This window comes from Achromobacter sp. KK8, from assembly GCF_054188005.1.
The window spans coordinates 3385974-3408166 of the sequence record NZ_CM135178.1; the positions used below are offsets into that span (position 1 = coordinate 3385974).

The window sequence follows — 22193 nt, forward strand, 5'->3', positions numbered from 1 at the left end:
GCGCGGCCCTGAATGATAAAATCGCCGGGTTTTCCCACCCGCAGCTTTTTCCTTCCCAGACCATGCAAATCGCCGACCAGCTTAGCCAACTTAATGCCCTTTCGCCACTGGATGGCCGATACGCCTCCCGCGGCGACGCGCTGCGCGGGCTGCTCTCCGAGGCCGGTTTCATGGCCCACCGCGTCGAAGTCGAGGTGGCCTGGCTGGTGGCCCTGTCCGATGCCGGCCTGCCGGAGCTGCCCGCCTTCTCCCAGGAAGCCCGCGCCCGCCTGCAACAGCTGGTGCGCGACTTCTCCGAGGCCGACGCCGCCCGCATCAAGGACATCGAACGCGTCACCAACCACGACGTCAAGGCGGTCGAATACTGGCTCAAGGAAAAGGTCGCCGACCACGCCGAGCTGGCCACCGCGGCCGAGTTCATCCATTTCGCCTGCACCTCCGAGGACATCAACAACACCTCGCACGCGCTGATGCTGTCGCGCGCCCGCAGCGAAGTGGTGCTGCCGCGCCTGCGTGAAATCGCCGCCAGGCTCAACGACATGGCCGTGGCCCAGGCCGACCAGCCGATGCTGTCGCGCACCCACGGCCAGCCGGCCAGTCCCACCACGCTGGGCAAGGAATTCGCCAACGTCGCGGCGCGCCTGAACCGCGCCATCGCCGCGATCGAAGCGGTCGAGCCGCTGGCCAAGCTCAACGGCGCCACCGGCAACTACAACGCCCACCTGTCGGCCTACCCGGAAATCGACTGGCCCGCCTTCAGCCAGCGCGTGCTGGCCGGCCTGGGCCTGACGCAGAACCGCCACACCATCCAGATCGAACCGCACGACTGGATGTCGGCGCTGTTCGATGCCATCGTGCGCGCCAACATCATCGTGCTCGACCTGGACCGCGACATCTGGGGTTACGTGGCCCTGGGCTATTTCAAGCAACGCCTGAAGGAAGGCGAGGTCGGTTCGTCCACCATGCCGCACAAGGTCAACCCGATCGACTTCGAAAACTCCGAAGGCAACCTGGGCCTGGCCAATGCCGTGCTGCGCCATCTGTCTGATAAATTGCCGATCTCCCGCTGGCAGCGCGACCTGACCGACTCCACCGTGCTGCGCAACCTGGGCGTGGGCCTGGGCTATTGCCTGGTGGCCTGGGACGCCTGCATGCGCGGCCTGGGCAAGCTCGAAGTCAACACCGCCGCGATCGACGCCGACATCGACGCCTGCTGGGAAGTGCTGGCCGAGCCGGTGCAGACCGTCATGCGCCGTTATGGCCTGCCGCAGCCCTATGAACAGCTCAAGGCTTTGACGCGCGGCAAAGGCATCACCGAGGAAGCCCTGCGAGAATTCATCCAGGGCCTGGCCCTGCCGGACGAACCCAAGGCGCGCCTGCTGGCGATGACCCCGCGTTCGTATATCGGCCTGGCCGCGGACCTGGCCCGGGCGGTATAGTCGCCTTGCCGCGCGCCGGGCGCGCGGCATCCTTGTTGTACTTACGGGAGATTGCAATGAAGAAGTTGTCCACGCTCGCCGCGTTGGCCTGTATGACCGTCGGATCGCTGCTGGCGACCTCGGCCCAGGCCCAGTTCGCCAAGCCCGAAGATGCCGTCAAGTACCGCCAGTCGGCGCTGACGCTGATGGCCTCGCACTTCGGCCGCATGACGCCGGTGGTCAAGGGCCAGGCGCCCTACGACGCGGCCCAGATCAAGGCCAACGTCGAAGTGCTCAAGACGCTGTCGGCGCTGCCCTGGTCGGCTTTCGGTCCCGGCACGGAAGGCGGCGACGCCCGTCCCGAGATCTGGAGCGACGCGGCCGGCTTCAAGCAGAAGCAGCAGGCGTTCCAGGACAACATCGTCAAGCTGTCGGCGGCTGCCGACGCCGGCGACCTGGACAAGCTGCGCGCCGCATTCGGCGACGTGGGCGCGAGCTGCAAGGCCTGCCACGACGCCTATCGCAAGAAGAAGTAAGCCGGTACCGCGCCCTGTGGCGCGCCGCCGCATGCAAAAAGCCCCTCGACCGAGGGGCTTTTCCATTGGTGCGCGGCCTGGATACCGCGCGTGGCTCGGCGGCCAGCGCCACGCGCGAGCCCGATGACTACGAGAACGACATGTCCGCGACGATTTCCAGCGATCGAATCCACAGCACCAGGCCGGTGACACAGGCGCCCAGGATCAGGGCGCGCAGCCAGATCGCGAAGCCGTCCTGGGTCGGCGGTGTGCCGGGCGGAACGTCTTTCGGATCGACGTTGCCGGTGATGATGGCGCGCACCAGCCGCTTGCGCCGCACCAGCGCATACCAGGTTATGGCCAGCAGGTGCAGGGCGACCAGGCCGATGATGACCCATTCATTGAGCTTGTGCCACGAGGTCAGCAGGCCGGCGGTGGACTCGCTGACGTGGCCGAACAGCGGGCCCTGCGTCATGATGTCATCGGTGGTGAACAGGCCGCTCACGGCCTGGAAGCCGACCACCAGCAGCAATGCCAGCACCGACCACGCCCCCAGCGGATTGTGGCCGGCCGGCGCGGCCGCGCCCTTGAGATAGTTGGCCACCGCGCGCGGCCCGCGCACGAACTGGGTGAAGCGCGCATAGCGCGGGCCGACAAAGCCCCACAGCACGCGAAAGACGATCAGGCCCAGCGCGACACAGCCGAAGCGCACGTGCCAGTCCATGTACAGGCCGCCCAGCTTGACGCTGACGAAGGCGCCGACGATGCAGACGACGAGGGCCCAGTGGAAGAGTCGGGTGGGAAGGTCCCAGATGCGGATGGCAAGCCGGTTGTTTTGCATGATGGTCGCGCCTTGACTGCGTTGCCTGCGACTGTATCACGCACAAATGAAGCCGCCACGGCGTGGGCCGTGGCGGTTTTGCGCCAGATTAAGGTTGGGAACCGCTGGCTCAGCGAGCGGCGCGGCGCACCGGTTCGATGCGGTGCACGTGCTCGTGGCGGAAGCGGATACGCTGTCCGGGGACCTTCTGCGCGGCCGTTCCGCAAGGCACGATTTCGGTGGTGTACGTGGTCGTGCCGTCGATCGGCGCGTTGAAGATCACGGCGGCGCGGATGGCCGGGCCGTCGGCCGGTTGCAGGTAAACGATGTCGCCGATGTGGATCGGCATGTTGTCCAGCTTGGTATGGGCCGGGCGTCGGATCAGGTCCGAGGTAGTGAAACGAGTATTCATGTTGTGTTCTCTTTCAAGTTCTTGTTATGGGAATTGCTGCGTAGCGCATGCCACGAAGCGGGGGCGAGGGCGCTGTCGCGCGCCGCGCCCCGGCCACGTGCCGGGTCATGCATGACACTAACGCATATCCGCCGCCGGTCCTTTGCGCATTCTCATGGTTTGCGGGCGCGCCGGACTGGCTGCGGGGGTCGTCCCGGGCCTGGACCTGGGACGTTGCGGGCGCCGCCTGCCTGTATTGGTGGACGGCGGACCCAATAGGCGATGGCGTTACGGCGCCATCGCGGGCGCATGGCAGCGGATCAACGCTGCGTTGTGCGTTTTCCGACCGGGCCGGACTCGGCGGCATGGTCGGGGCGAAGGTTGGCTATGGCCCGCGCCATCGTCGTGACGACGCGCAAGGCAAACCGGCAACACAATTGCGTGCAATAAATGGTTGGCAACCGGTTCCGCGTTCTTAGGGTTGTCTGTCGCGAAACAGGATGAACACCGGGGTGATCAACGGGTTGGCCAATAGGGTTGGTCAACGGATGGTGACCGATGCCCCGCCGGGTAGCTCAATGGCTGGTTTTTCAACGCCTGGTTCGCTGGCGGACCCAGTTGAGGCTGAGTGGGACCTGAGCAAAACCCGACCAAGGCGGCGGCAAAGCCTGGAGTGCCAAACGGCAAGTTCCAATAGGGCCAAGTTCAATAGGCTAAACTAACGATTATATGGCTAAATTAATGATTTCGCAAGGGTTTTTGTGAGGCGCGCCGAAATGAGTGCGACGCCACCCTTGCCGTCCGGCCGGGGTGCCCCCTGGCGCGGGCGCTGACGCCCCCGCGCCAGGGGGCAGGACCCAGGTCAGTGCGTGGCGGGGCGCGCCTGGCGTTGCGCTTCGATGATCAGCGCCTCCAGGCGGGGCGACATGCGCAGCGCGACCTGCGCGGCGGTCGAGCCGTCGGGACGGGTGTCGGTTTCCAGCGCCAGCTCGATGCGTTCGCCATCGAAGGCTTCCGGGGCGGCCTGGATCTCGACATAGCGTTGTAGCAAGGCATCCACGGCTTTCTGCGCATCGGCCAGCGCTTCTTCGCCCAGGTGCCCGGGGCGCAGATACTGGTTGGCCACGCGGGCCAGGTCGTTCATGAAAAACAGCAGGGCGGCGGCGCCACGGCAATCGGGATGGGCGAAGCCCCAGGTGTCGGGGGAAGCGTCTTGGGTCATTCAGGCTGGAAAGACAAGGGGTGGCGGGCGGCCGCAGCGGGCCGGCAATCCTGCATTTTAGGCCGGTCCGGCCCAGTGCGGGGCGCTGGCGGAACGCGGCCAGGCATGAGGTCCCGGTGCGCGCACAGTGGGGCTGCGCATCCCGTTTCCGTGCCGCTTGGGGCATACTGGGCGCCCCATGATCAGACACGCACGCCCCGCCGACCTGGCGCTCCTGCCCGATATCGAACGTTCCGCCGCCGCCCGCTTCCTTGGGACGCCCATGGCCTGGGCCGCCGCGGGCGAGCCCCTGCCGCCAGCCGAATTGGCGCGCGCCGCTGCCGCGGGCCTGTTGTGGGTCGCGCCGGGCGACGACGACCGGCCGGCGGGATTCGCGCTGGCCCGGCCGATGGACGGCGACCTGTACCTGGCGGAAATGTCGGTCGCGCTGCCTATGCAGGGGCGCGGCCTGGGACGCGACCTGCTGCGGGCGGTGGTCGAACATGCGCGCGCCGCGCGCATCTACCGCGGCGTGGCGCTGACCACCGATCGCGAGCTGCCCTGGAATGCGCCTTTCTACCAGCGGCAAGGCTTTGTCGAGGTCCCGGCCCCGCAATTGGGGCCCGCATTGCGGGCTCGCCTGGAGGCGGAGGCGGCCGCGGGTTTCGACCCGGCGCGCCGCTGCGCGATGCGCTACGCGCTGGCGGCGTGAGCCGCGAAGGCGCGCGCCGGTGGGCTGTGTCATATCGATTCGATGGCAACAAAATCCGCCCACCGGCGGCGGGTGGCGGACGCTTCGGGATAATCTGCCGGGGAGGATGCCGGCCGCCGGGCGGGTGTTCCCGATGCAACGTTTTACGCAAGGAGGGAAGGGCATGGCAATGCTGCGGATCTGCCTGGCCGGCCTGGCGGCGGCTTCGATGCTGGCGCTGGCCGCTTGCGGCAATCGCGAGCCGCAGGAACGCGCGGCCTTCATCGAGCTACTGCAAAGCCGTATCGCGTCCGGGTCGCTGGTGCCGGTCGGCGCCCTCGGCGAAGCCGAGAAAGACGCCGTGGGCCGCTACGACGATGCCTACGAGGTGATCGTCGATTTCCAGTCCGCCATGGCCAAGGCGGCCGTGACGCTGCGCCCCATCCTTGCGGCCGAGCGCATCCAGTCGGTCGACGACATCGTGCGGCGGCGCGAGGCCCTGCTGGCCGCGCGCAAGACGCTGGCCGACAGCGCCGGCGCCTTGCAGGATGCCAAGGCCCGCGCCGACCGCGCGCGCAGGGGACTGGAGCTTGCGCCGGATCTGGCGCCGGTCTACGACGGGGTGTATGACGAGGCGGTCACGGCGCCGGCGGCCGAGTTGATGGACGCGGCGGCGCGCATGGATACCGTCGCGCGCGATGCGCTCGGCATCGCCGATTTCGTCGCGGCCAATGAGGCCGAGATCACGCTCGAGGATGGGCTGGCCAAGGTCGCCACGCCGTCGCTGCAGCATGAACTGAATCTGCGCCTGCAGGGCCTGAACGCCCAGTCGCCGGCGCTGGAGGCCGCCCGCGCCGTGGTGTCGCGGGCGGCCGCCGGCGAGCCCTGAATGCCGGCCGCGCGCCGCTTTCCGCGCAATGGCGCCCGCCGGACGGCCCGGGCCGGGGCCAGCGGGGGAAACGAGCGGGGCGGGACGCTGCTTTGTACAATGCGGGTCTCCGCGGTTCAGGCCGCGCCTTGGACGGAACATGAGCCAATCTTCCAGCTTGCACTACCGTACCTTCCTGCTCCTCCTGGTGGTGGTATCCATCGCGTTCGGCTGGCTGTTGTGGCCGTTCTACGGCGCGGTGTTCTGGGGCGCCATCCTGGCCATCCTGTTCGCGCCGCTGCAACGGCGGCTGGTGCCGCGCATCGGCGGCCGGCGCAACCTGGCGGCGCTGATCACGCTGGCCATGGTGCTGCTGCTGGTGATCCTGCCGCTGGTGGTCATCAGTGGGTCGCTGGTGCGCGAGGGGGCGAACCTGTACCAGAGCATCAAATCCGGCCAGATCAACTTTGGCGCCTACTTCCAGCAGGCCATGGAAGCGCTGCCGCCGTCCGTGCATGACCTGCTGGCGCGGTTCGACCTGGCCGACATCCCCAGCCTGCAGGAAAAGCTCAGCGCCGGTGCAATGCAGGCCAGCCAGTTCCTGGCGACCCAGGCGCTCAGCATCGGGCAGGACACCTTCCAGTTCGTGGTCAGCTTCGCCATCATGCTGTACCTGCTGTTCTTCCTGCTGCGAGACGGGCCGCAACTGGCCCAGCGCGTCAAGCGCGCGGTGCCGCTCAGCGAAACCCACAAGCACCATCTTTTCCGCAAGTTCACCACGGTGGTGCGCGCGACGGTGAAGGGCAATATCGCGGTGGCGGCTTCGCAGGGCGCCCTGGGGGGCATCATTTTTTCCATCCTGGGGATCCAGGGGGCGCTGCTGTGGGGCGTCATCATGGGCTTCCTGTCGCTGCTGCCGGCGGTGGGCGCGGGCCTGATCTGGGCGCCGGTGGCGATCTATTTCCTGTTGACCGGCGCGACCATCAAGGGCGTGGTGCTGATCGCCTTCGGCGTGCTGGTGATCGGCATGGTCGACAACGTGCTGCGTCCGATCCTGGTGGGCAAGGACACCAAGATGCCCGACTACGTGGTGCTGATCTCGACCCTGGGCGGCATGGCGCTGTTCGGCCTGAATGGTTTCGTCATCGGCCCGCTGATCGCCGCGCTGTTCATGGCCAGCTGGGACCTGTTCTCGCCTCCGGATGACGTGGTCGCGGCCGCGCTGGCCAAGCCCGTGGTCCCGCCTTCCAGGCCGGCGACCCCGGCCTCAACCCCGGTTGCGCCCCCCAAGGCCGACTGACAAGCCTGAGCGCGCCTGCCAGTGGCCTGTGCGCGGTCAAGACGACGTCAGGGCCGAGGGTGTAAGGTGTGGTGGTGCCGGCCCGCCGGGGCCGGCGTCCTGTCTCCGCGGCGCCGCCGGCCTGACCCGGCTGTGCTGCGGATTTCCTTCATGAGGAGCGCGTCGGATATGGACTGGAAATTGCACAAGTCGGGCTGGATCGAAGAGCGCAACTTCGACATCGAATTCGCCGAAACTCCCGAGGGCTACCATGCCCGCGTCCGCGTTTTCGGCTTTCCTGTGCTGGAAGACACGCGAAACGTGTTTCCGAACGCGATGCTGGCGGAGAAGGGCGCGCTGGCGCTGCTCAAGAGCCAGTTCGCCGGCACGCCGGACCTGGAAGAAAAGTAGGCTGCGGCAGGCCGCCGCCTGCGGCCCGCGCAACGCACGCGGGCTTGCGCTGGAGACGGCGGCGGCGCGCCATTCAGCGCAGCGGCAGGCGGCGTCCTCCGACGATGAGGTCGCGGTCCTGGCGTGGCTCGGTATGCACCTGCCCCTGTGCCAGCGCCCCGCCCATGTCGACTTCCGGACCGCTCTCGGACGTGCGATGGGTCCTGGACGACACCACGCGCCAGCCGTCCTTGCCCAGCCCCTGATAGGTCAGGAAGGTTTCGTAGCCCCCGGCCGTGGCGTCGGCGCGCGGCGGTACATACAGGACCAGATCGGCCGCGCCGGGGCCGGTGATGTCCGCATGGATCAACCAGCAGCGCGCAGCGGCCAAGACGGGGTTGGACGGATCGTCGGCAGCGGCCTTTTCCGCGCTTACGCATCGGTCCAGCTCGAACGGGTTTTCGGTCGCGGCGTAGCGCCACCAGGCGTCCGGCACGGCGCTGCCGGCAGGATGGACCTGCAGGCTGTCGGGCTTGGTCAGCGAGGCGGCCAGGCCGGACTGGCGCGGCCCCCAATCGTAGTATTTGCCCGTCAGTGCGTCGGCGGCGGCGATTGCGATCTTGGGCGATTGGGCCTGGGCGGCACCATCGGCCAGCCTGCGCACCGCCTGCCGGCCGTATTCGCCGCGATCGCGCGCGGCCGAGAGATAGCTGAATTCCTCGGGCGGGACGCGGCCGTCGATCAGGCGTTGCACCTGGCTGTCGACCTCGATGCGGTCGGGATTCAGGAGCGGCGTGTTCACCAGGGCCAGCATGGCCAGCGCGCAGAAGGCCGCGACGATGTTGGTGCCTCCCAGGATCGTGTGGAAACGCCGCGGCGCGAGCGCCGCCCAGGCATAGCCCAGCGCGTATAGCGTCAACAGGATCGCGGCGTAGACGCCCCAGATGCGCGGAATGGTCCAACCGTACTGTTCGACCCGCACGACGAGACCGTACAGCGCCACCAGCGCCAGCGGCAACAGGCCGCACGCCGCGACGCGCAGCACCGCGCGCAGGCGCGGGCCGAAGGGCGGCGCCTCGGGGCTGTCCTGCCAGGCGGAGTTGATGAGCTTGATCCACAGCGCGCTGAAGGCGATGAGCGCACCGGCGGACAGCGCCACTGCCTGCAGGTCCAGCGCCAGCCGGGCCGCCAGCGCCAGCACGAAGGCGATGCCGACCAGCGCAACCAGCGGCAGCAGCCACGCGGTGAGCGTGAGCCAGGAGCGTTGCAGCGTGTCCGCCAGCTGCGGCCGGCGATGTACTCCCACCAGGCTGACCGCCAGCACCAGCGGCATCACGCCCAGCGTGAAGCGGGTGGACTTGACGACCTTGCCGACCGCGCCAATGCCGATCATGCCGAACATGGCGCCCGCAGCCCAGAACAACAGCCAGACCGCCAGGGCCAGGCCGCCGGCCAGCGCCAGCTTGACGGTGTTGCGCCAGGCCGCGCGGAACACCGCGGGGTAGTCCCAGCCCGGCCGGGATGGGTCCAGCGCCTGGATCAGGGGAAGCAGCATGAAACCGCTGGCGGCGGTGATCACGGTGGCGAGCGTGCGCGGGCCGTCATCGGAATAGCGCACGGGTTGCGAGCCCAGCAGCGGCACCAGGCCGTAGGCGTGCAGCGCGGGCAGCGCCAGGGCATAGGCCAGCAGCGCCAGCAGCCAGCGCCTGCCAGAGCGCATGCCGGCCAGCATGGCGCCCGCCAGTGGCACCAGCCAGACCCACTGGATCGCGAACAGGGTGGCGAACGGGTTGTGCCATGGCCACACGCGGTTCAGCAGCGCGGCATGCAGCGCCAACGCCAGCAGCGCGCCGAGCGCGCCGTGGACCAGGATGGTTCTTTCGGGAGCCGACAGGGGAGAGCGGGTTGCCATGGGGTCAGAAGTCCTCGCTGCGCCAGACCTTCAGCACGCGGCCGAAGACCTCGAAATCCATGCCTTCGGTGATGTCCCAGGCGTCGTACTTGGTGTTTTCGGACTTGGCCCGCACCACCAGCCCGGAGGCGGTGGGAATGCGCTGCAGCCGCTTGATGAAGCCTTCGCTGCCGACGCGGAAGAAGTAGATGGCGTCGTATTCGACGGCCTGCACGCCGCGGTCGACGATCAGGGGATCGCCGGGATTGAACATGGGGCGCATGGAATCGCCAAAGCCCGTGACGATGCACAGGTTCTTCGAGGCGGAAAAGCCGCGGACGTTCTTCTGCAGCCATTCGGGGCTGACGTTCCAGCTCTGGATGACGCCCGGCTGGTCGCGCAGTTCCAGGCCGCTTCCCATCGCGCCGCCGGTATCGAACTGGGCGATGAGCACATTGCCGTGATCGGGCCGGCCTAGCCGCCCGTGGTTGAAGGAGACCAGCCGGCCCGGTGGCTCGTCGGCGATGACGTCGGGCGAGAGCTCGTGCCACAGGTCGGGGTGGGGAAGATCCATCCAGTGGGCGGGCTGGCCCAGGCCGGCGGAAATCCTGGCGGCCAGGGCATCGCCGACGCGGCGTGGGTTCTTGTCGCGCTTGCCCTGGAACCCCTGGAGGATCTGGTCGAGGTATTTGCGACTCACGCCCGCGCGTTCGGCCAGGCGGTCCACCCCCCCGGCCTGGAGCACGGCGCACTTGAGGTTGTTCAGTCGTATCGAGCGGATATCCATGGTAGCGATAGTAGCAATCCGCTACCTGAAAGTACAGTAGCGATTCGCTGTTGATTTTCCGGTAGCGAGTCGCTACCATGATTCCAATCCCGAAGATAGTCGGGGCGACCGCAGCCATCCCCGGCCGCCGGTGGCCCTGCCGGGACCCACCCCGCCGACCGTGGCGCACGAAGGGGCACCGGCCAATGTGCCCTTGAATCGCTACCGGAGTAGCGACCGCCACGGGCGGACAAACCGGGATGACGACGAATCGAAGGCTTGGAACAAGGAAAAAAGCATGGATAAGCATCTTGTCCGGGAGGCATCCCGATGAAATATGCAAGCGAAGTCCTGGATCTCATGGCGGCGGCGCCGGGGCGTCCCTGGCGCATGGCGGAACTGGTGCGCGGCGCATCCGGCGCGCGCGAGCTGACGCGGCGCGAACGCAACGCGATGCGACAGGCCATCCTGCGCGTACTCGAAACGCTGCGCGAGGGCGGCCAGGTGGCGCGCATCGAGCATGCCCGCAACTCGCTCAGCTACGTCTGGAGCGAAGTGCGACACAATGGGGATTGCCAGCGCGCCTGATGCCGCGAGACAATGCATCCATGTCGTCGCGCTGCGCACCGACGACGAACCGAAAAAGGCCCGCCACCAGCGGGCCTTTTTTATGAGAGGGTACGTGTGCCCGGGCGGTGCGTCCCAAGGCGGATGCATCACCTGCCCGTTCCCCCCTCGCGCTCTTTGCAGTTCCCCACGACAGGCTCGCCACAGGCGGGCCTTTTCTATTTGCACGCCCCGTGTTCTCGAACAGAGCGCGGGGCGTTTCGTTTGGGCCGTCCAGCGGCCTGCCGCCTCGCCTTTCCTGCAATGACCGGGCCTTTCTCCCGCCCGCGGTGACCCGGAACGGCTCGAGGCGGCAGCCCGGTGGGCGACAGCCGGAATCCGCCGCAACCCGGCCGCACGCATCACGCAACGCGGCATCGCGCCGATGGCGCGGCAAAGTCGGCGATCCGCCTCCAGGCAACTGGATTCCCCCGATCCGCCCTCGGGCACTTCAACACGACAAAGGAGCTACGCATGGCGAACAGTTCGGCCACCGGCGGCTACCTGGCGCCGATCGCCATTTCTCCGCCCCTGGAGGATGCCGAACTCGAGGCGCTGTTCCTGGGGTTCATCGCCGGCGTGTCCGGCTTGCCCCCGAACATGGTTCGTACGCACTGGCCCGCGGCCGGTGTGGAACCGCCCGCGCAAAGCGATACCTGGTGCCTGATGGACATCCGGGCGCAAACCGCGGACGCCGGCCCGGTCGTCGCTCACGACCCGGCCGGGGAAGGATCTGATTCATACGTCCGGCACGAAGACATCGAGGTGCTTTGCTCGATGTTCGGCCCGAACGCGTTGCGCCACGCGGCCTTGCTGCGCGATGGCGCCGCCGTGCCGCAGAACCGCGAACCCCTGCTCGCGCAGGGCATGGCGGTCGGCGGCGCGGGGCCGATCCTGGCCCGGCACGAACTCGTGAATCAGCAGTGGATACGGCAGTTCGACATGACCTTGCATTTCAAGCGCCGGGTCACGCGCATCTATCCGGTCCTGAATCTCCTGTCGGCGCAGGTCACGACGCATGCCGCGTCGCTGTCGCCGACGGATCACATCAACCACCTTGCAGATTAAGGGATCTACCATGGCTAATGGATTGCCGGTATCACGCCTGATCAACGTCACGATCAACATGTCGCCGCTCGCGGCGCAGGGCGCGAGCCTGAACACCGCGCTGCTGCTGGGCGCCTCCGCCGTCATCGACACCGGCGAGCGCATGCGCTCCTATGGCGGCATCGACGCCGTCGCCGCCGACTTCGGCACCGCCGCGCCCGAATATCGCGCGGCCCTGCTGTATTTCCAGCAGACGCCCCAGCCCTCGCAGTTGTACATCGGCCGCTGGGCCAAGGGCGCGACCTCGGCCACGCTGCGCGGCGCGGTGTTGTCGGCCGCCGAGAAGCAGATGTCGGCCTGGACCGCGGTGACCGCGGGCGCCTTCACGCTGTCGGTCGACGGCACCGCCAAGACGGTCAACGGCCTGGATTTCTCCGGCGCCACCAACCTGAACGGGGTCGCATCGATCATCTCGACGGCACTGGCCTCCGCTTCCGTCACCTGGAACGGCTCGCAGTTCGTGGTGACTTCGAACACCTCCGGCGCGACCTCGACGCTGGGCTACGCCACGGCCGCGGGCACCGGCACCGACATCTCGTCGATGCTGGGCCTGACCGCGGGCCAGGCCTCGACGCCCGTCGCCGGCATCGTTGCCGAAACGCCGGTGGACGCCGTGTCGCTGTTCCTGGACCGCTTCGCCAACAAGTTCCTGGGCGTGGCGTTCGCCGATGCCGACATCACCGACGCGCAGCACCTGGCCGTGGCCGGCCTGATCGAGGCCGACCAGCGCCACCTGTACGGTGTGTCGACCCAGGCGCCGCAGGTGCTGGACCCGACCAACCACGAGGACATCTCCAGCCAGCTGAAGGCGCTGAAATACAAGTACTCGATCGTGCAGTTCTCCAGCGCCAGCCCGTATGCGGTCGCTTCGCTGCTGGGCCGCATGCTGACGGTGAACTTCAACGCCAACAACACCACCATCACGCTGATGTACAAGCAGGAGCCCGGCATCGTCGCCGAGACCCTGACCAGCAGCCAGGCCGACACGCTGGCGGCCAAGAACTGCAACGTGTTCGTCAACTACGACAACGACACGGCCATCATCCAGTACGGCGTGACGCCCAGCGGCATCTTCATCGACTCGGTCTACAACGCGATCTGGTTCCGCAACCGCGTCCAGACCGATGTCTACAACCTGCTGTACACCAGCCCCACCAAGGTGCCGCAGACCGACGCCGGCAACCAGCTGATCGCCTCGGTGATCGAGGCCGCGTGCGAGGCCGCCGTCAACAACGGCTACCTGGCCCCGGGCGTGTGGAACTCGGCCGGCTTCGGCGCCCTCAAGCAGGGCGACACGCTGGCCAAGGGCTACTACGTCTACGCGCCGGCGATCGCCACCCAGTCGCAGGCCGACCGCGAAGCGCGCAAGGCCGTTCCGTTCCAGGTCGCCGCCAAGGAAGCCGGCGCCATCCACACCGTCGACGTTCTGGTCACGGTCAACCGCTAAACAGGAGTAGCAGATGTCTACCTATTCGTTCGCTGATATCAGCGCCAGTCTCGTGGGCCCGGGCGGGGCGATTTCGCTGGGTTCCGGCTCCGGCGTGGCCGATGAAGGCATCGCCATCGCCGCCAAGGGCGAGAAAAGCGCCATGACGGTGGGCGCCGATGGCGAGGTCATGCACACGCTGCGTGCCGACAAGAGCGGCACCGTGACGCTGAGCTACCTGAAGACCTCGCCCGTCAACGCCCAGCTGCAGGCCCTGTACGACGCCCAGTCGCTGGACAGCCGCCTGTGGGGCAAGAACCTGATCACCATCACCAATCCGGCCACCGGCGACGTGACGGCGTGCCGCTCGTGCGCCTTCAGCAAGAAGCCCGACCTGACCTACAAGAAGGACGGCGATGTGGTGAAGTGGACCTTCGACGCCGCGAAGATCGACACGATCCTGGGAACCTACTAAGCCATGGCACAGGAACTCGATCTGAACGGCCACCGGTACTCCATCGGGAAACTGAGCGCCAAGCAACAGTTCCACGTGTCGCGCCGCATCGCTCCGATCGTTCCTACGCTGATCCCCGTGTTCGTCCGCCTCGCGGCGGGCGGGCGCGGGATCACCGAGGATCCGGGCGGCATGGCCGACGTGCTGCAACCGCTGGCCGATGGCCTGGCGGCGATGAAGGACGAGGACGCCGACTACGTGCTGGACACCTGCATGCAGGCGGTCCAGCGCCGGCAGGAACATGGCTGGACCGCCATCTGGTCGGCCGGCCAGCGCGTGCCGATGTTCCAGGACATCGACCTGTCGGTCATGTTGCCGCTGGCGCTGCGCGTCATCGTCGGGAGCCTCGGGCCTTTTATACAAGGGCTGCTTACCAGCCAGACCGGCAGCCCCGAGGCGACACAGGCTGGCTGAAGAGCCTGCCCGGTGGCGAGGATTGGTTGCTGGCGCCGGTCCTCGAGGGACTCTGCAAGTACGAGTCCCTCAAGGACGGCACCCTGGACCTGGCCGACATCGCGCTCCTGAACGACGCGCTGTCGGTGCGGGCAGACAACAAGGCGGAAGCGTACCGCCGCCACATGGCAGAAAAAAATGGCTAACACGATTCTGTCCATCGACCTGTCGGGGTTGATGGGCCCATTCAAGATCGACAAGGACGACCTGAACGACCTCAAGCAGGCAATCGGCGACTCGCGCAAGCAGAGCCTGGCCGACGCGCTCGCGGTGTTCGCGGGGCGGGCCAAGAGTGTCGTCGACTTTGCCGAGAACAAGATTGCCCAGTTCGAGCAAGGCTATTTCGCCGCCCGGCTGGGCGGCACCTCGGGCAGGGACATGCGGGCGCTGGAGACGGTCGCGCAGGACTTCGGCGTTTCCGTCGAAGCGATGCGCAACAGTACCCAGGCCTTGCATCGCAATGTGCGCGATGACCCCAGGGTTGCCGCGCTGCTGGAACAGCTGCATATCTCGCCGAGCGATGGCGCGGGCGGCCAGCGCAACACCGCCGACCTGGTGCTGGAACTGAGCGATGCGCTCAAGCGCATGGACCCCGGCCAGGCCGGGGAGACGGGCAGGAAACTGGGGGTGGATGCCGGCCTCGTGGAGGCCCTGCGCGATCCAGCGTTCGGGCAGCGCCTGTCGGTGCAGCGTGACGCCGAAGAAAGCAGCAGGATCGAGGCGGCCGGCGAGCGCGCCCATCAGCTGATGGCCACCATCCGCGCCTTGAGCGGCTCCGTCGACGCGATGTTCGCGCAGGCGCTGCTGACGATGGGCCCGCAATTGCAGCAGACGCTCGACGGCATTTCGGCCTGGTTCAAGGAGAACGGGCAGACCGCCGGCAAGCGGCTGGGCGAGGTCGGCAATTTCGTGTTGTCGATCATGTCGTTGCTGGGGCCGGTGGTCAGCCTGATCACCTGGCTCGACGGTGTGACGGGGGGGCTGAGTTCGCAGCTCCTGTTGCTGGTCGGCGGATTCCTGATGCTGGGCGGCGGTGGCGTCGTGGGAGCGCTGGCAGGCCTGGTCTCGCGACTGGGTGGCATGCGGTCGCTCATCGGCGGGCTGGGCTCCCAGCTGGCATCGTTGCCAGGACGGATCGGCGGTTTCGTGAGCCGGGCCTGGACAGTGACCGCCAATTTCGTGGCTGGCGTGTTCGGCAGGATGACGTCGATGGGCCGCACCGCCGTGACCCAGATGGGCAATATGGCCGGCGCGGTCTGGTCCTGGATGGGCAATATGGCCGCGCGCGGCGGCGCGCTGGTGGTCGATGGCGTCAAGGCCGCGGGCCAGACCGCGTTGCAGTGGGGCAGATCGCTGTGGGAAGCCGCGGGCTCGTGGATCGGCCGCATCGCCGATGGCGCCAAGGCGGTGGTGCGCAGCGTGGCCAGCAGCCCCGCGGCCGTGGGCGCGGGACTGCTGTTGTACCCCAGGACCCTGGGCGACGGGACGTTGAAATCGCTGGAGGGGATGCCAGGCTTTCCGGCCGGACAGCCCGGCCCGGGCCTGAACCTGCCCGGGGGCGGCATCCGGCCCGAGCACATGGACGGCGCCCAGGTCGAGCCGTGGCGCGATTACCGCTCCGGCTTCGCCACGGGCGAAACGGCGGCCAGCGTGCTGGCCGCGCCCGCGCCCGCATCGGTTTCCATCAACGCCACCACGAATATCCACGTCAATGGGACGAACGATCCCCATGCGACCGGAGAAGCCGTGGCCAATCAACAGAGCCGGGTCAATGCCGACCTGACGCGCAACCTGCAGGGATCCTATGGCTGACTTGAACATCGCGGGCGCCGACATGGTCGGCCTGCTGTCGAAGAAAATCGGCGACATCGTGGTGGAGGCGACGCTCAGCGAGTCGCATGAGGACACGCTCAAGATCACCAGCCACCCGGTGGAGTCGGGCCCCTATGGCAAATCGGCGATCAGCGACCATGCCTTCAAGCAGCCGCTGACGCTGACCTTGAAGTGCGCGTGGAGCAACGCCTCGTATGAGGCGCTGGCCGGCGCGCGGGCCAAGGACGTGGCCAATGGCAAGGCCGCGGCCGACGACTACGCGACCGCCATCTACTCGCAGCTGCTCAGCCTGCAGGAATCGCGCGAGCCGGTGACCGTGGTCACCAGCCGGCGGCGCTACAGCGACATGTTGATCGAGAAGCTCTCGGTCGAGACCAACAAAGACAGCTTCGGCGCCGTGTTCGCGACGGTGACGCTGCGCGAAGTGGTGGTGGTACAGACGCGCAGCACCTCGCTGCCCCCGTACGCGGGCCAGAAGGAAAAAGAGAAGACCGCGGACAAGCAGAACCTGGGCGTGAAGACGCCCCGGCCCGTGGCGGCCCCCAACGGCGGCTCGCTGCACTGGAACTAGGAGATACGCATGAACTACTTCGAGATACCCGTGTCGCCGATTCCGCAGGTGTTCGCGATTTCGCTGGGCGGCGACGACTATCGGCTGACATTGCAATACCGCGACGGCTGGATCCTGGACGTGGCCGACGATCTGGGCCGGCCGCTGGTATGCGGCGTTCCGTTGGTGGCCGGCCTGAACCTGTTGGGCCAGTACCGCCACCTCGGTTTCACCGGCGGGCTGCGGGTGACGGGGGCGGAATCGCCGGACGACGCGCCGACGTTCACCGACCTGGGCCGCGGCGCCCGGCTTTATTGGGTGGCGGACTGACATGGCCGGGACGACCACAATGGAACCCATCGCCGTGTACGGCGATCCGGTGGACGACGACAAGGGCGTGCGCCAGTGGGGCAGGAAAGTGTCGTTGATCGTCGGCGACGAGGAAGCGCTGGATCTGTCTGCGCTCAGTTTCAGCTTCGCGATCAAGCGCAATGATGCCAAGACGCCCAACACCGCCACCATCAAGGTGATGAATGCCAGTCGCGAGACGGCCAGCATGGTGCAGCGCGAATTCACCCGGGTCGTGCTGCAGGCCGGCTACGAGGGCAACTACGGCGTGATCTTCCACGGCAACGTGGTGCGGGCCAGGTGGGGCGGATCGGGCGACACCGAGACGGTGCTGGAGATCACGGCGGCCGATGGCGACAAGGCCTACAACTTCGCGGTGGTCAATGCGACCGTGCCCAAGGGCTCCACCCGCGCCGACAAGGTGCGGTTGCTGTGCTCGGCCATGAACCCGTATGGCGTCAGGCAGGGCTACGTGCCCGACCTGGGCGGCAAGACCGCCATCCGCGGAGCCGTGATGTCCGGCATGGTGCGCGACCACATGCAGGACGTCTGTGACGGCGCTAACACGCTGTGGAGCATCCAGGACGGCAAAGTCGTGATCGTTCCCGAGACCGCCTACGTGCCGGGCTCGGTGCCCGTCATCTCGCACGACACCGGCCTGGTCGGCATGCCCGAACAGGCAGAGAAGGGCATCAAGGTGCGCATGTTGCTCAACCCCAGCATCCGCGTGGGCGGGCTGGTCAACCTGGACAACAGCCGCATCGCCGAGTACGGCTACGAGGGGCGAGCCCAGGGCAAGGACGCGACAGAAATCGATCGCGGCGAACAGCGCCGCATCAGCGGCGACGGCTACTACTACGTCATGGAAGTCGAGCATCGCGGGCATACCCGCGACAACGACTGGTATACGGAGATCCTGTGCCTGGCCACCGATGCGACGCTGTTCCCGGGCGACCTGGGACGGGCAGGGGCGGAGGGCGCCGCGGCCAGGCCGGCCGACGTCGTCAAGTAACGGCCCGCGCGGCTTCATTTCAGCAGGATGATTCATGAACCGACTAGAGAATTTGAACGACCCGCAAGCCGCGATCGGCGCGGCGCTGCGCGGCGCGCTGGCGCAGACCTGGACCGCCATGCCGGCCATCATCGGCGCGTTCGACCCGGTGGCCATGACGTGCACCGCGCAACCGGCCATCCGCGCGCGCGTCACCACGCCCGAGGGAACGCAGCGCAGCATGACGTTGCCGCTGCTGGTGGATTGCCCCGTGTACTTTCCCGCGGGGGGCAATTGCACGCTGACTTTCCCGGTGAAGCCCGGGGACGAATGCCTGGTGGTGTTCGCGTCGCGCTGCATCGATGCCTGGTGGCAATCGGGCCAGGTCCAGGACCAGGCGGAAGTGCGGATGCATGACCTGTCCGACGGCTTTGTCTATGTGGGCGTGCGGTCGCAGCCGCGGGTGCTGCCCGCGGTCAGCACTCACACGACCCAGTTGCGCAGCGACGACGGCTCGACGTTCCTGGAGCTGGATCCGGCCGCGGGCAAGGTGAGGATCGTGGCGCCGGGCGGCTTCGACGTGGTCGCGCCGACGTCCGAGTTCTCCGGACAGGTGCTGGTCAACGGCCTGCTGAGCTATCTGGCCGGCCTGGTCGGCAGCGGCGGCCAGGGCAATACCGCCCAGATCACCGGCGTGTTGAACGTGATCGGCCAGATCCTGGCCAATGGAAAACGGGTGGACGACACGCACACCCACATCGCCCAAGGGGCCAACGCGGTGACCACACCGCCCAATTGAGGACTCCCATGCGTTACCGAAAACTCGACGCCGACGGCGACTATTCATTCGGCTCGTCACGGGCCGATTTCCATCGCGACACGGCCGCGACCGTGGCGCAGGCCGTCAAGACGCGGCTGATGCTGGCGCGCGGTGAATGGTTCCTCGACGTTACCGAAGGCATGCCCTGGCGGGGCGAGGTGCTGGGCAAGCAGTCCAGGGCCAGCTACGACTGGGCCATCCGCCAGCGCATCCTGGGCACGGCCGGCGTGACCGGCCTGGCCGGGTATTCGAGCCGGCTCGACCCGCAGACCCGCGGCCTGAGCGTCACGGCATCCATCTCAACCCTTTACGGCACGGCCACTGTGCAGGCGGCATTATGACGATTCCATCCACGGCCCCGGTCATCGACGCCGCGGGCATACGCGCGCCGAGCTACGGCGAGGTGCTGCAGTATTTCAAGGAGCAGTACCGCGGCATCTACGGCGCGGACACCTATCTGGAGGCGGACAGCCAGGACGGCCAGTTGCTGGCCCTGTTCGCCCTGGCCATCCACGAGGCCAACACGGCGGCGATCAATGTGTACAACGCGTTCTCGCCCGCCACCGCCACCAACGCGGCGCTGTCCAGCAACGTCAAGATCAACGGCCTGGCGCGCGGCGTGGCGACGCGGTCCGCGGTGGACCTGCGCATCGTCGGGCAGGGCGGCGTCACCATCGTCGATGGCGTGGCGACCGATGCCAATCGCGGCCGCTGGCAATTGCCGCCCAGCGTCACCATCCCGCCTGGCGGCGAGATCACCGTCACCGCGCATAGCCAGACGCTGGGCGCGGTGACGGCGCCGGCCGGCAGCGTCAACCAGATCGGCACGCCGACGCTGGGCTGGCAGTCCGTCACCAATCCGGCGGCCGCGACCCCCGGCGCGCCGGTCGAGAGCGATGCCGCCCTGCGGGTGCGGCAGGCCATCTCGGTGGCCCTGCCATCGCGCAGCGTGCTGGAGGGCACCATCGGCGCGGTGGCGTCGGTGCCCGGGGTATTGCGCCATGCCGCCTTCGAGAACGACTCCGCGGTGGTCGACGTGCACGGGCTGCCGCCGCACAGCATCGCCCTGGTGGTCGATGGCGGCGACGCGGCCTCGATCGCGCAAGCCATCGCCGCCAAGAAGACGCCCGGCACGGGCACGCACGGCACCACCACGGTGGTGGTGACGGACATCTACGGCATCGCGCATCGCATCCGCTTTTTCCGACCCACCCTCGTGCCGCTTTCGGTGCAGGTACAGATGCGGGCGCTGTCCGGGTACACCACGGTCATCGGACAAGCGGTGCAGCGCGCGGTTGCCGACTACATCAATGGTGTCGCGATCGGCGGCGGCGCCAGCGCCTCGGTGGAATGGGCCGATGCCATCTCGGCCGCGAATGGCGTAGCGGGCAATGGCACGTTCAAGATCACCGGCCTGGCGCTGCGCGGCCCGGCCGGCGATGGCGCGCCGGATGTGCCGCTGGCCTTCAACGAAGCCGCCGCCGCGACGCCCGACGACGTGAAACTCACGGTGAGCTGACATGGCCAATACGGACGACTACATCGCGCGGCTGTCGGCCTGGCACCGCGGCAAGCCCAGGTTCGTTGCGACCGTGACCGCCCTGTGCGGCGCGGCGGCCAGCCTGCGTGAGTTGTACGGCGGCATGCCGGCGGCTTTCGACCTGGACCTGGCGGTCGGGGTGCAGCTGGAGGCCGTGGGGCGCTGGGTGGGGCTGGACCGGAAGGTCCGCACGCCGATCGCCAACGTGTATTTCTCGCACGACACCGACGGCCTGGGTTTCGACCAAGGGGTATGGCAGGGACCGTTCGATCCGGACAGCGGCCTGACCGCGCTGGACGACGACACCTATCGCCTGCTGCTGCGCGCCAAGATCGGCGCCAACCACTGGGACGGCACGCTGGAGACGTCGGCCGCCATCCTGGAGCGCATCTTCGGCGGCGGCACCCACGTGTTCATCCAGGACAACGGCGACATGTCGGTCGACATCGGCGTCGCCGGCACGCCGCCGTCGGCGCTGTTCCTGGCGCTCCTGACGGGCGGATACATCCCGCTCAAGCCGCAGGGCGTGCGCATCAGTTACTACGTCATCCCCTCGAACGAGGGGCCCCTGTTCGGTTTTGACGTTCAGAACCATTACATCTCGGGGTTCGACAGCGGACTCTGGGGTTCGCTTTTCGCAGGTTGAATAAGGACAATTCCGTGGCTATCAATCAAATTCTTCCCTTCGGCACCGTGCCCGGCGCCAACGTGCTCGATCCCGCCGACTACCAGGCCCTGGCGGCCCGGCTGGGCGGCTTCTCGGCCGGCACGGCCAAATCCAAGGAACTCAACACCGTCTGGCGCCAGGCGTCCTTCGTGGCCGCCATGATCGGCCAGTACATCGCCGACAAGACGGGCCAGGACGTACTCGACGACGGCGACCTGGCGGCACTGCAGGCCCGCTTCGTGGCGGCGCTGGCGGCGTCGCCGGCGCTGACCGGGACGCCGACCGCGCCGACGCCGGCGGCGGGCGACAAGAGCGCCCGTATCGCGACGACCGCGTTCGTGGCGGGAAATTTCCCCAGGATCTACTCGATCAATGCCCTGCCGACGCAGGATGTCGGCCCCATCATCGTTGCGGAATGCAGCGAAGTCTGGAACTGGATGGCCGGACAGTATTTCACCGGCTACCGCTCGCCCCTTTGCGGCCGCCCGCTGGATGGCCATACCAACCTGCCGCTGGCCAGCGAGGTCGACGCCACCGGCGGCTTGCTGTCGAAGACGGATTACGCCGCGCTGTGGGGTTACGCGCAGGAGCAGGGGTTGGTGAAAACCGAGGCCGTATGGTCGGCAAGCCGCGGCAGTCATTGGTTTTCGGACTATTCGGCAACGCAGTTCCGGGTGCCGGATCTGCGCGATATGTTCCGTCGATTTACCGGAACTGACGCTGACACTGCAAATGCGAGAGCGATGGGTACGCGTCAAAACGATGAACTGAGGACCCATTCGCACAGTGCCAGACAGGCGTCTTCGTCCGCGACGATCGGGACCCAACTCTATTTCGCGCGTGATGCTGGTGAAGTTACAACATCCTCACTAGTGCTACCGTTTGGCGGCAAGGAAACACGACCCTTCAATACCGCATATCGCCCTCGTATCCATGCATGACGCTGTCGGCATCGTAGGAGGTGGGCGGCCTGAACCCAGCCACGTGGACTTCGCTTTTCTCCCGCGAATTCATGCGTAGTTTTATGCATGGATGCGGGGGGGATACGCAACGTTCTGAGGCCTGGTCTCAGTACCGCCGGCAGGGCCGGTAGTACCGGCGCCGTACA

26 protein-coding genes are annotated in these 22193 nt (G+C 67.4%); 21 read left to right on the forward strand and 5 right to left on the reverse strand.

Annotation, left to right across the window (positions count from 1 at the left end):
* Positions 1-62: 62 nt before the first annotated feature.
* Both purB and ACVN9Z_RS15595 read left to right on the forward strand, forming a co-directional pair.
* Positions 63-1439, forward strand: coding sequence for an adenylosuccinate lyase (gene purB, locus ACVN9Z_RS15590; protein WP_006388455.1), 1377 nt, complete (start codon positions 63-65; stop codon positions 1437-1439).
* A 56-nt stretch (positions 1440-1495) separates the two neighbouring features.
* The gene (locus ACVN9Z_RS15595; RefSeq protein WP_006388456.1) at positions 1496-1954 is read left to right on the forward strand and encodes a c-type cytochrome; all 459 of its coding nucleotides are present in this window, start codon (positions 1496-1498) and stop codon (positions 1952-1954) included.
* 127 nt (positions 1955-2081) lie between these two features.
* Here ACVN9Z_RS15595 and ACVN9Z_RS15600 read toward each other — a convergent pair whose 3' ends face one another.
* The 3 genes from ACVN9Z_RS15600 to ACVN9Z_RS15610 all read right to left on the reverse strand — a co-directional run bounded on the left by ACVN9Z_RS15600 (position 2082) and on the right by ACVN9Z_RS15610 (position 4366).
* Positions 2082-2774, reverse strand: coding sequence for a cytochrome b/b6 domain-containing protein (locus ACVN9Z_RS15600; RefSeq protein WP_024068256.1), 693 nt, complete (start codon positions 2772-2774; stop codon positions 2082-2084).
* Positions 2775-2883: 109 nt separating this feature from the next.
* A complete protein-coding gene (locus tag ACVN9Z_RS15605) occupies positions 2884-3165 on the reverse strand; it encodes a hypothetical protein (protein WP_006388458.1) in 282 nt (93 codons plus the stop codon).
* Between the two features lie 841 nt (positions 3166-4006).
* Positions 4007-4366 (reverse strand): hypothetical protein, encoded by a 360-nt coding sequence (locus ACVN9Z_RS15610; protein WP_049050991.1) that lies wholly within the window; start codon positions 4364-4366, stop codon positions 4007-4009.
* A 178-nt stretch (positions 4367-4544) separates the two neighbouring features.
* Between ACVN9Z_RS15610 and ACVN9Z_RS15615 the strand changes: the two genes are divergently transcribed.
* The 4 genes from ACVN9Z_RS15615 (at position 4545) to ACVN9Z_RS15630 (ending at position 7594) form a co-directional block, all read left to right on the forward strand.
* Complete coding sequence (locus tag ACVN9Z_RS15615; protein WP_006388461.1) at positions 4545-5057, forward strand: GNAT family N-acetyltransferase; 513 nt, start codon at positions 4545-4547, stop codon at positions 5055-5057.
* Between the two features lie 163 nt (positions 5058-5220).
* Complete coding sequence (locus ACVN9Z_RS15620) at positions 5221-5925, forward strand: DUF3053 family protein (protein WP_054443037.1); 705 nt, start codon at positions 5221-5223, stop codon at positions 5923-5925.
* Between the two features lie 139 nt (positions 5926-6064).
* Positions 6065-7204, forward strand: coding sequence for an AI-2E family transporter (locus ACVN9Z_RS15625; protein WP_045952796.1), 1140 nt, complete (start codon positions 6065-6067; stop codon positions 7202-7204).
* Positions 7205-7372: 168 nt separating this feature from the next.
* Entirely contained in the window at positions 7373-7594 is a 222-nt protein-coding gene (locus tag ACVN9Z_RS15630; protein WP_006388464.1) for a hypothetical protein, read from the forward strand.
* A gap of 73 nt (positions 7595-7667) precedes the next feature.
* Here ACVN9Z_RS15630 and ACVN9Z_RS15635 read toward each other — a convergent pair whose 3' ends face one another.
* Both ACVN9Z_RS15635 and ACVN9Z_RS15640 read right to left on the reverse strand, forming a co-directional pair.
* On the reverse strand, positions 7668-9485 hold the full coding sequence (locus ACVN9Z_RS15635; protein ID WP_458212379.1) for a DUF4153 domain-containing protein: 1818 nt from the start codon (positions 9483-9485) through the stop codon (positions 7668-7670).
* Between the two features lie 4 nt (positions 9486-9489).
* Complete coding sequence (locus tag ACVN9Z_RS15640; protein WP_054517627.1) at positions 9490-10251, reverse strand: S24 family peptidase; 762 nt, start codon at positions 10249-10251, stop codon at positions 9490-9492.
* Positions 10252-10560: 309 nt separating this feature from the next.
* Here ACVN9Z_RS15640 and ACVN9Z_RS15645 point away from each other — a divergent pair, with 309 nt between their 5' ends.
* From ACVN9Z_RS15645 to ACVN9Z_RS15715, 15 genes are all read left to right on the forward strand, one after another.
* The gene (locus ACVN9Z_RS15645) at positions 10561-10818 is read left to right on the forward strand and encodes a hypothetical protein (protein WP_006388467.1); all 258 of its coding nucleotides are present in this window, start codon (positions 10561-10563) and stop codon (positions 10816-10818) included.
* Positions 10819-11310: 492 nt separating this feature from the next.
* Positions 11311-11904, forward strand: a complete 594-nt coding sequence (locus ACVN9Z_RS15650; protein ID WP_006388468.1) for a phage neck terminator protein — start codon at positions 11311-11313, stop codon at positions 11902-11904.
* 10 nt (positions 11905-11914) lie between these two features.
* Positions 11915-13390, forward strand: coding sequence for a DUF3383 domain-containing protein (locus tag ACVN9Z_RS15655; RefSeq protein WP_054505092.1), 1476 nt, complete (start codon positions 11915-11917; stop codon positions 13388-13390).
* 13 nt (positions 13391-13403) lie between these two features.
* The gene (locus ACVN9Z_RS15660; RefSeq protein ID WP_006388470.1) at positions 13404-13844 is read left to right on the forward strand and encodes a phage protein; all 441 of its coding nucleotides are present in this window, start codon (positions 13404-13406) and stop codon (positions 13842-13844) included.
* Between the two features lie 3 nt (positions 13845-13847).
* A complete protein-coding gene (locus ACVN9Z_RS15665) occupies positions 13848-14297 on the forward strand; it encodes a phage tail assembly chaperone (RefSeq protein WP_024068262.1) in 450 nt (149 codons plus the stop codon).
* Between the two features lie 26 nt (positions 14298-14323).
* Positions 14324-14482 (forward strand): DUF6889 family protein, encoded by a 159-nt coding sequence (locus tag ACVN9Z_RS15670; protein WP_006393814.1) that lies wholly within the window; start codon positions 14324-14326, stop codon positions 14480-14482.
* The gene (locus ACVN9Z_RS15675; protein ID WP_458212380.1) at positions 14475-16148 is read left to right on the forward strand and encodes a phage tail protein; all 1674 of its coding nucleotides are present in this window, start codon (positions 14475-14477) and stop codon (positions 16146-16148) included. The genes ACVN9Z_RS15670 and ACVN9Z_RS15675 overlap by 8 nt, the downstream gene beginning before the upstream one ends.
* The gene (locus ACVN9Z_RS15680) at positions 16141-16740 is read left to right on the forward strand and encodes a phage baseplate protein (RefSeq protein ID WP_049050997.1); all 600 of its coding nucleotides are present in this window, start codon (positions 16141-16143) and stop codon (positions 16738-16740) included. Before ACVN9Z_RS15675 ends, ACVN9Z_RS15680 begins: the two co-directional genes overlap by 8 nt.
* Positions 16741-16749: 9 nt before the next feature.
* Entirely contained in the window at positions 16750-17049 is a 300-nt protein-coding gene (locus ACVN9Z_RS15685; RefSeq protein ID WP_006388474.1) for a phage baseplate plug family protein, read from the forward strand.
* A gap of 19 nt (positions 17050-17068) precedes the next feature.
* Positions 17069-18079, forward strand: a complete 1011-nt coding sequence (locus ACVN9Z_RS15690; RefSeq protein WP_054481281.1) for a phage protein — start codon at positions 17069-17071, stop codon at positions 18077-18079.
* Positions 18080-18113: 34 nt separating this feature from the next.
* Positions 18114-18857 (forward strand): Gp138 family membrane-puncturing spike protein, encoded by a 744-nt coding sequence (locus tag ACVN9Z_RS15695; RefSeq protein WP_024068266.1) that lies wholly within the window; start codon positions 18114-18116, stop codon positions 18855-18857.
* A gap of 8 nt (positions 18858-18865) precedes the next feature.
* Complete coding sequence (locus tag ACVN9Z_RS15700; protein WP_020924456.1) at positions 18866-19219, forward strand: hypothetical protein; 354 nt, start codon at positions 18866-18868, stop codon at positions 19217-19219.
* Positions 19216-20397 carry a baseplate J/gp47 family protein gene (locus tag ACVN9Z_RS15705; RefSeq protein ID WP_458212381.1) on the forward strand — a complete coding sequence of 394 codons (1182 nt, stop codon included), beginning with the start codon at positions 19216-19218 and terminating at the stop codon, positions 20395-20397. Before ACVN9Z_RS15700 ends, ACVN9Z_RS15705 begins: the two co-directional genes overlap by 4 nt.
* Position 20398: 1 nt before the next feature.
* Positions 20399-21064 carry a DUF2612 domain-containing protein gene (locus tag ACVN9Z_RS15710; protein ID WP_272559057.1) on the forward strand — a complete coding sequence of 222 codons (666 nt, stop codon included), beginning with the start codon at positions 20399-20401 and terminating at the stop codon, positions 21062-21064.
* 14 nt (positions 21065-21078) lie between these two features.
* Positions 21079-22026: a hypothetical protein gene (locus ACVN9Z_RS15715; protein WP_458212382.1), complete on the forward strand. Its 948-nt coding sequence runs from the start codon at positions 21079-21081 to the stop codon at positions 22024-22026.
* Positions 22027-22193 lie beyond the last annotated feature (167 nt).

What these genes read in the sequence shown, in the direction of transcription:
- purB (WP_006388455.1), top strand. Translation starts at nt 63, where the DNA reads ATGCAAATCGCCGACCAGCTTAGCCAACTTAATGCCCTTTCGCCACTG.
- ACVN9Z_RS15595 (WP_006388456.1), top strand. Translation starts at nt 1,496, where the DNA reads ATGAAGAAGTTGTCCACGCTCGCCGCGTTGGCCTGTATGACCGTCGGA.
- ACVN9Z_RS15600 (WP_024068256.1), bottom strand. Translation starts at nt 2,774, where the DNA reads ATGCAAAACAACCGGCTTGCCATCCGCATCTGGGACCTTCCCACCCGA.
- ACVN9Z_RS15605 (WP_006388458.1), bottom strand. Translation starts at nt 3,165, where the DNA reads ATGAATACTCGTTTCACTACCTCGGACCTGATCCGACGCCCGGCCCAT.
- ACVN9Z_RS15610 (WP_049050991.1), bottom strand. Translation starts at nt 4,366, where the DNA reads ATGACCCAAGACGCTTCCCCCGACACCTGGGGCTTCGCCCATCCCGAT.
- ACVN9Z_RS15615 (WP_006388461.1), top strand. Translation starts at nt 4,545, where the DNA reads ATGATCAGACACGCACGCCCCGCCGACCTGGCGCTCCTGCCCGATATC.
- ACVN9Z_RS15620 (WP_054443037.1), top strand. Translation starts at nt 5,221, where the DNA reads ATGGCAATGCTGCGGATCTGCCTGGCCGGCCTGGCGGCGGCTTCGATG.
- ACVN9Z_RS15625 (WP_045952796.1), top strand. Translation starts at nt 6,065, where the DNA reads ATGAGCCAATCTTCCAGCTTGCACTACCGTACCTTCCTGCTCCTCCTG.
- ACVN9Z_RS15630 (WP_006388464.1), top strand. Translation starts at nt 7,373, where the DNA reads ATGGACTGGAAATTGCACAAGTCGGGCTGGATCGAAGAGCGCAACTTC.
- ACVN9Z_RS15635 (WP_458212379.1), bottom strand. Translation starts at nt 9,485, where the DNA reads ATGGCAACCCGCTCTCCCCTGTCGGCTCCCGAAAGAACCATCCTGGTC.
- ACVN9Z_RS15640 (WP_054517627.1), bottom strand. Translation starts at nt 10,251, where the DNA reads ATGGATATCCGCTCGATACGACTGAACAACCTCAAGTGCGCCGTGCTC.
- ACVN9Z_RS15645 (WP_006388467.1), top strand. Translation starts at nt 10,561, where the DNA reads ATGAAATATGCAAGCGAAGTCCTGGATCTCATGGCGGCGGCGCCGGGG.
- ACVN9Z_RS15650 (WP_006388468.1), top strand. Translation starts at nt 11,311, where the DNA reads ATGGCGAACAGTTCGGCCACCGGCGGCTACCTGGCGCCGATCGCCATT.
- ACVN9Z_RS15655 (WP_054505092.1), top strand. Translation starts at nt 11,915, where the DNA reads ATGGCTAATGGATTGCCGGTATCACGCCTGATCAACGTCACGATCAAC.
- ACVN9Z_RS15660 (WP_006388470.1), top strand. Translation starts at nt 13,404, where the DNA reads ATGTCTACCTATTCGTTCGCTGATATCAGCGCCAGTCTCGTGGGCCCG.
- ACVN9Z_RS15665 (WP_024068262.1), top strand. Translation starts at nt 13,848, where the DNA reads ATGGCACAGGAACTCGATCTGAACGGCCACCGGTACTCCATCGGGAAA.
- ACVN9Z_RS15675 (WP_458212380.1), top strand. Translation starts at nt 14,475, where the DNA reads ATGGCTAACACGATTCTGTCCATCGACCTGTCGGGGTTGATGGGCCCA.
- ACVN9Z_RS15680 (WP_049050997.1), top strand. Translation starts at nt 16,141, where the DNA reads ATGGCTGACTTGAACATCGCGGGCGCCGACATGGTCGGCCTGCTGTCG.
- ACVN9Z_RS15685 (WP_006388474.1), top strand. Translation starts at nt 16,750, where the DNA reads ATGAACTACTTCGAGATACCCGTGTCGCCGATTCCGCAGGTGTTCGCG.
- ACVN9Z_RS15690 (WP_054481281.1), top strand. Translation starts at nt 17,069, where the DNA reads ATGGAACCCATCGCCGTGTACGGCGATCCGGTGGACGACGACAAGGGC.
- ACVN9Z_RS15695 (WP_024068266.1), top strand. Translation starts at nt 18,114, where the DNA reads ATGAACCGACTAGAGAATTTGAACGACCCGCAAGCCGCGATCGGCGCG.
- ACVN9Z_RS15700 (WP_020924456.1), top strand. Translation starts at nt 18,866, where the DNA reads ATGCGTTACCGAAAACTCGACGCCGACGGCGACTATTCATTCGGCTCG.
- ACVN9Z_RS15705 (WP_458212381.1), top strand. Translation starts at nt 19,216, where the DNA reads ATGACGATTCCATCCACGGCCCCGGTCATCGACGCCGCGGGCATACGC.
- ACVN9Z_RS15710 (WP_272559057.1), top strand. Translation starts at nt 20,399, where the DNA reads ATGGCCAATACGGACGACTACATCGCGCGGCTGTCGGCCTGGCACCGC.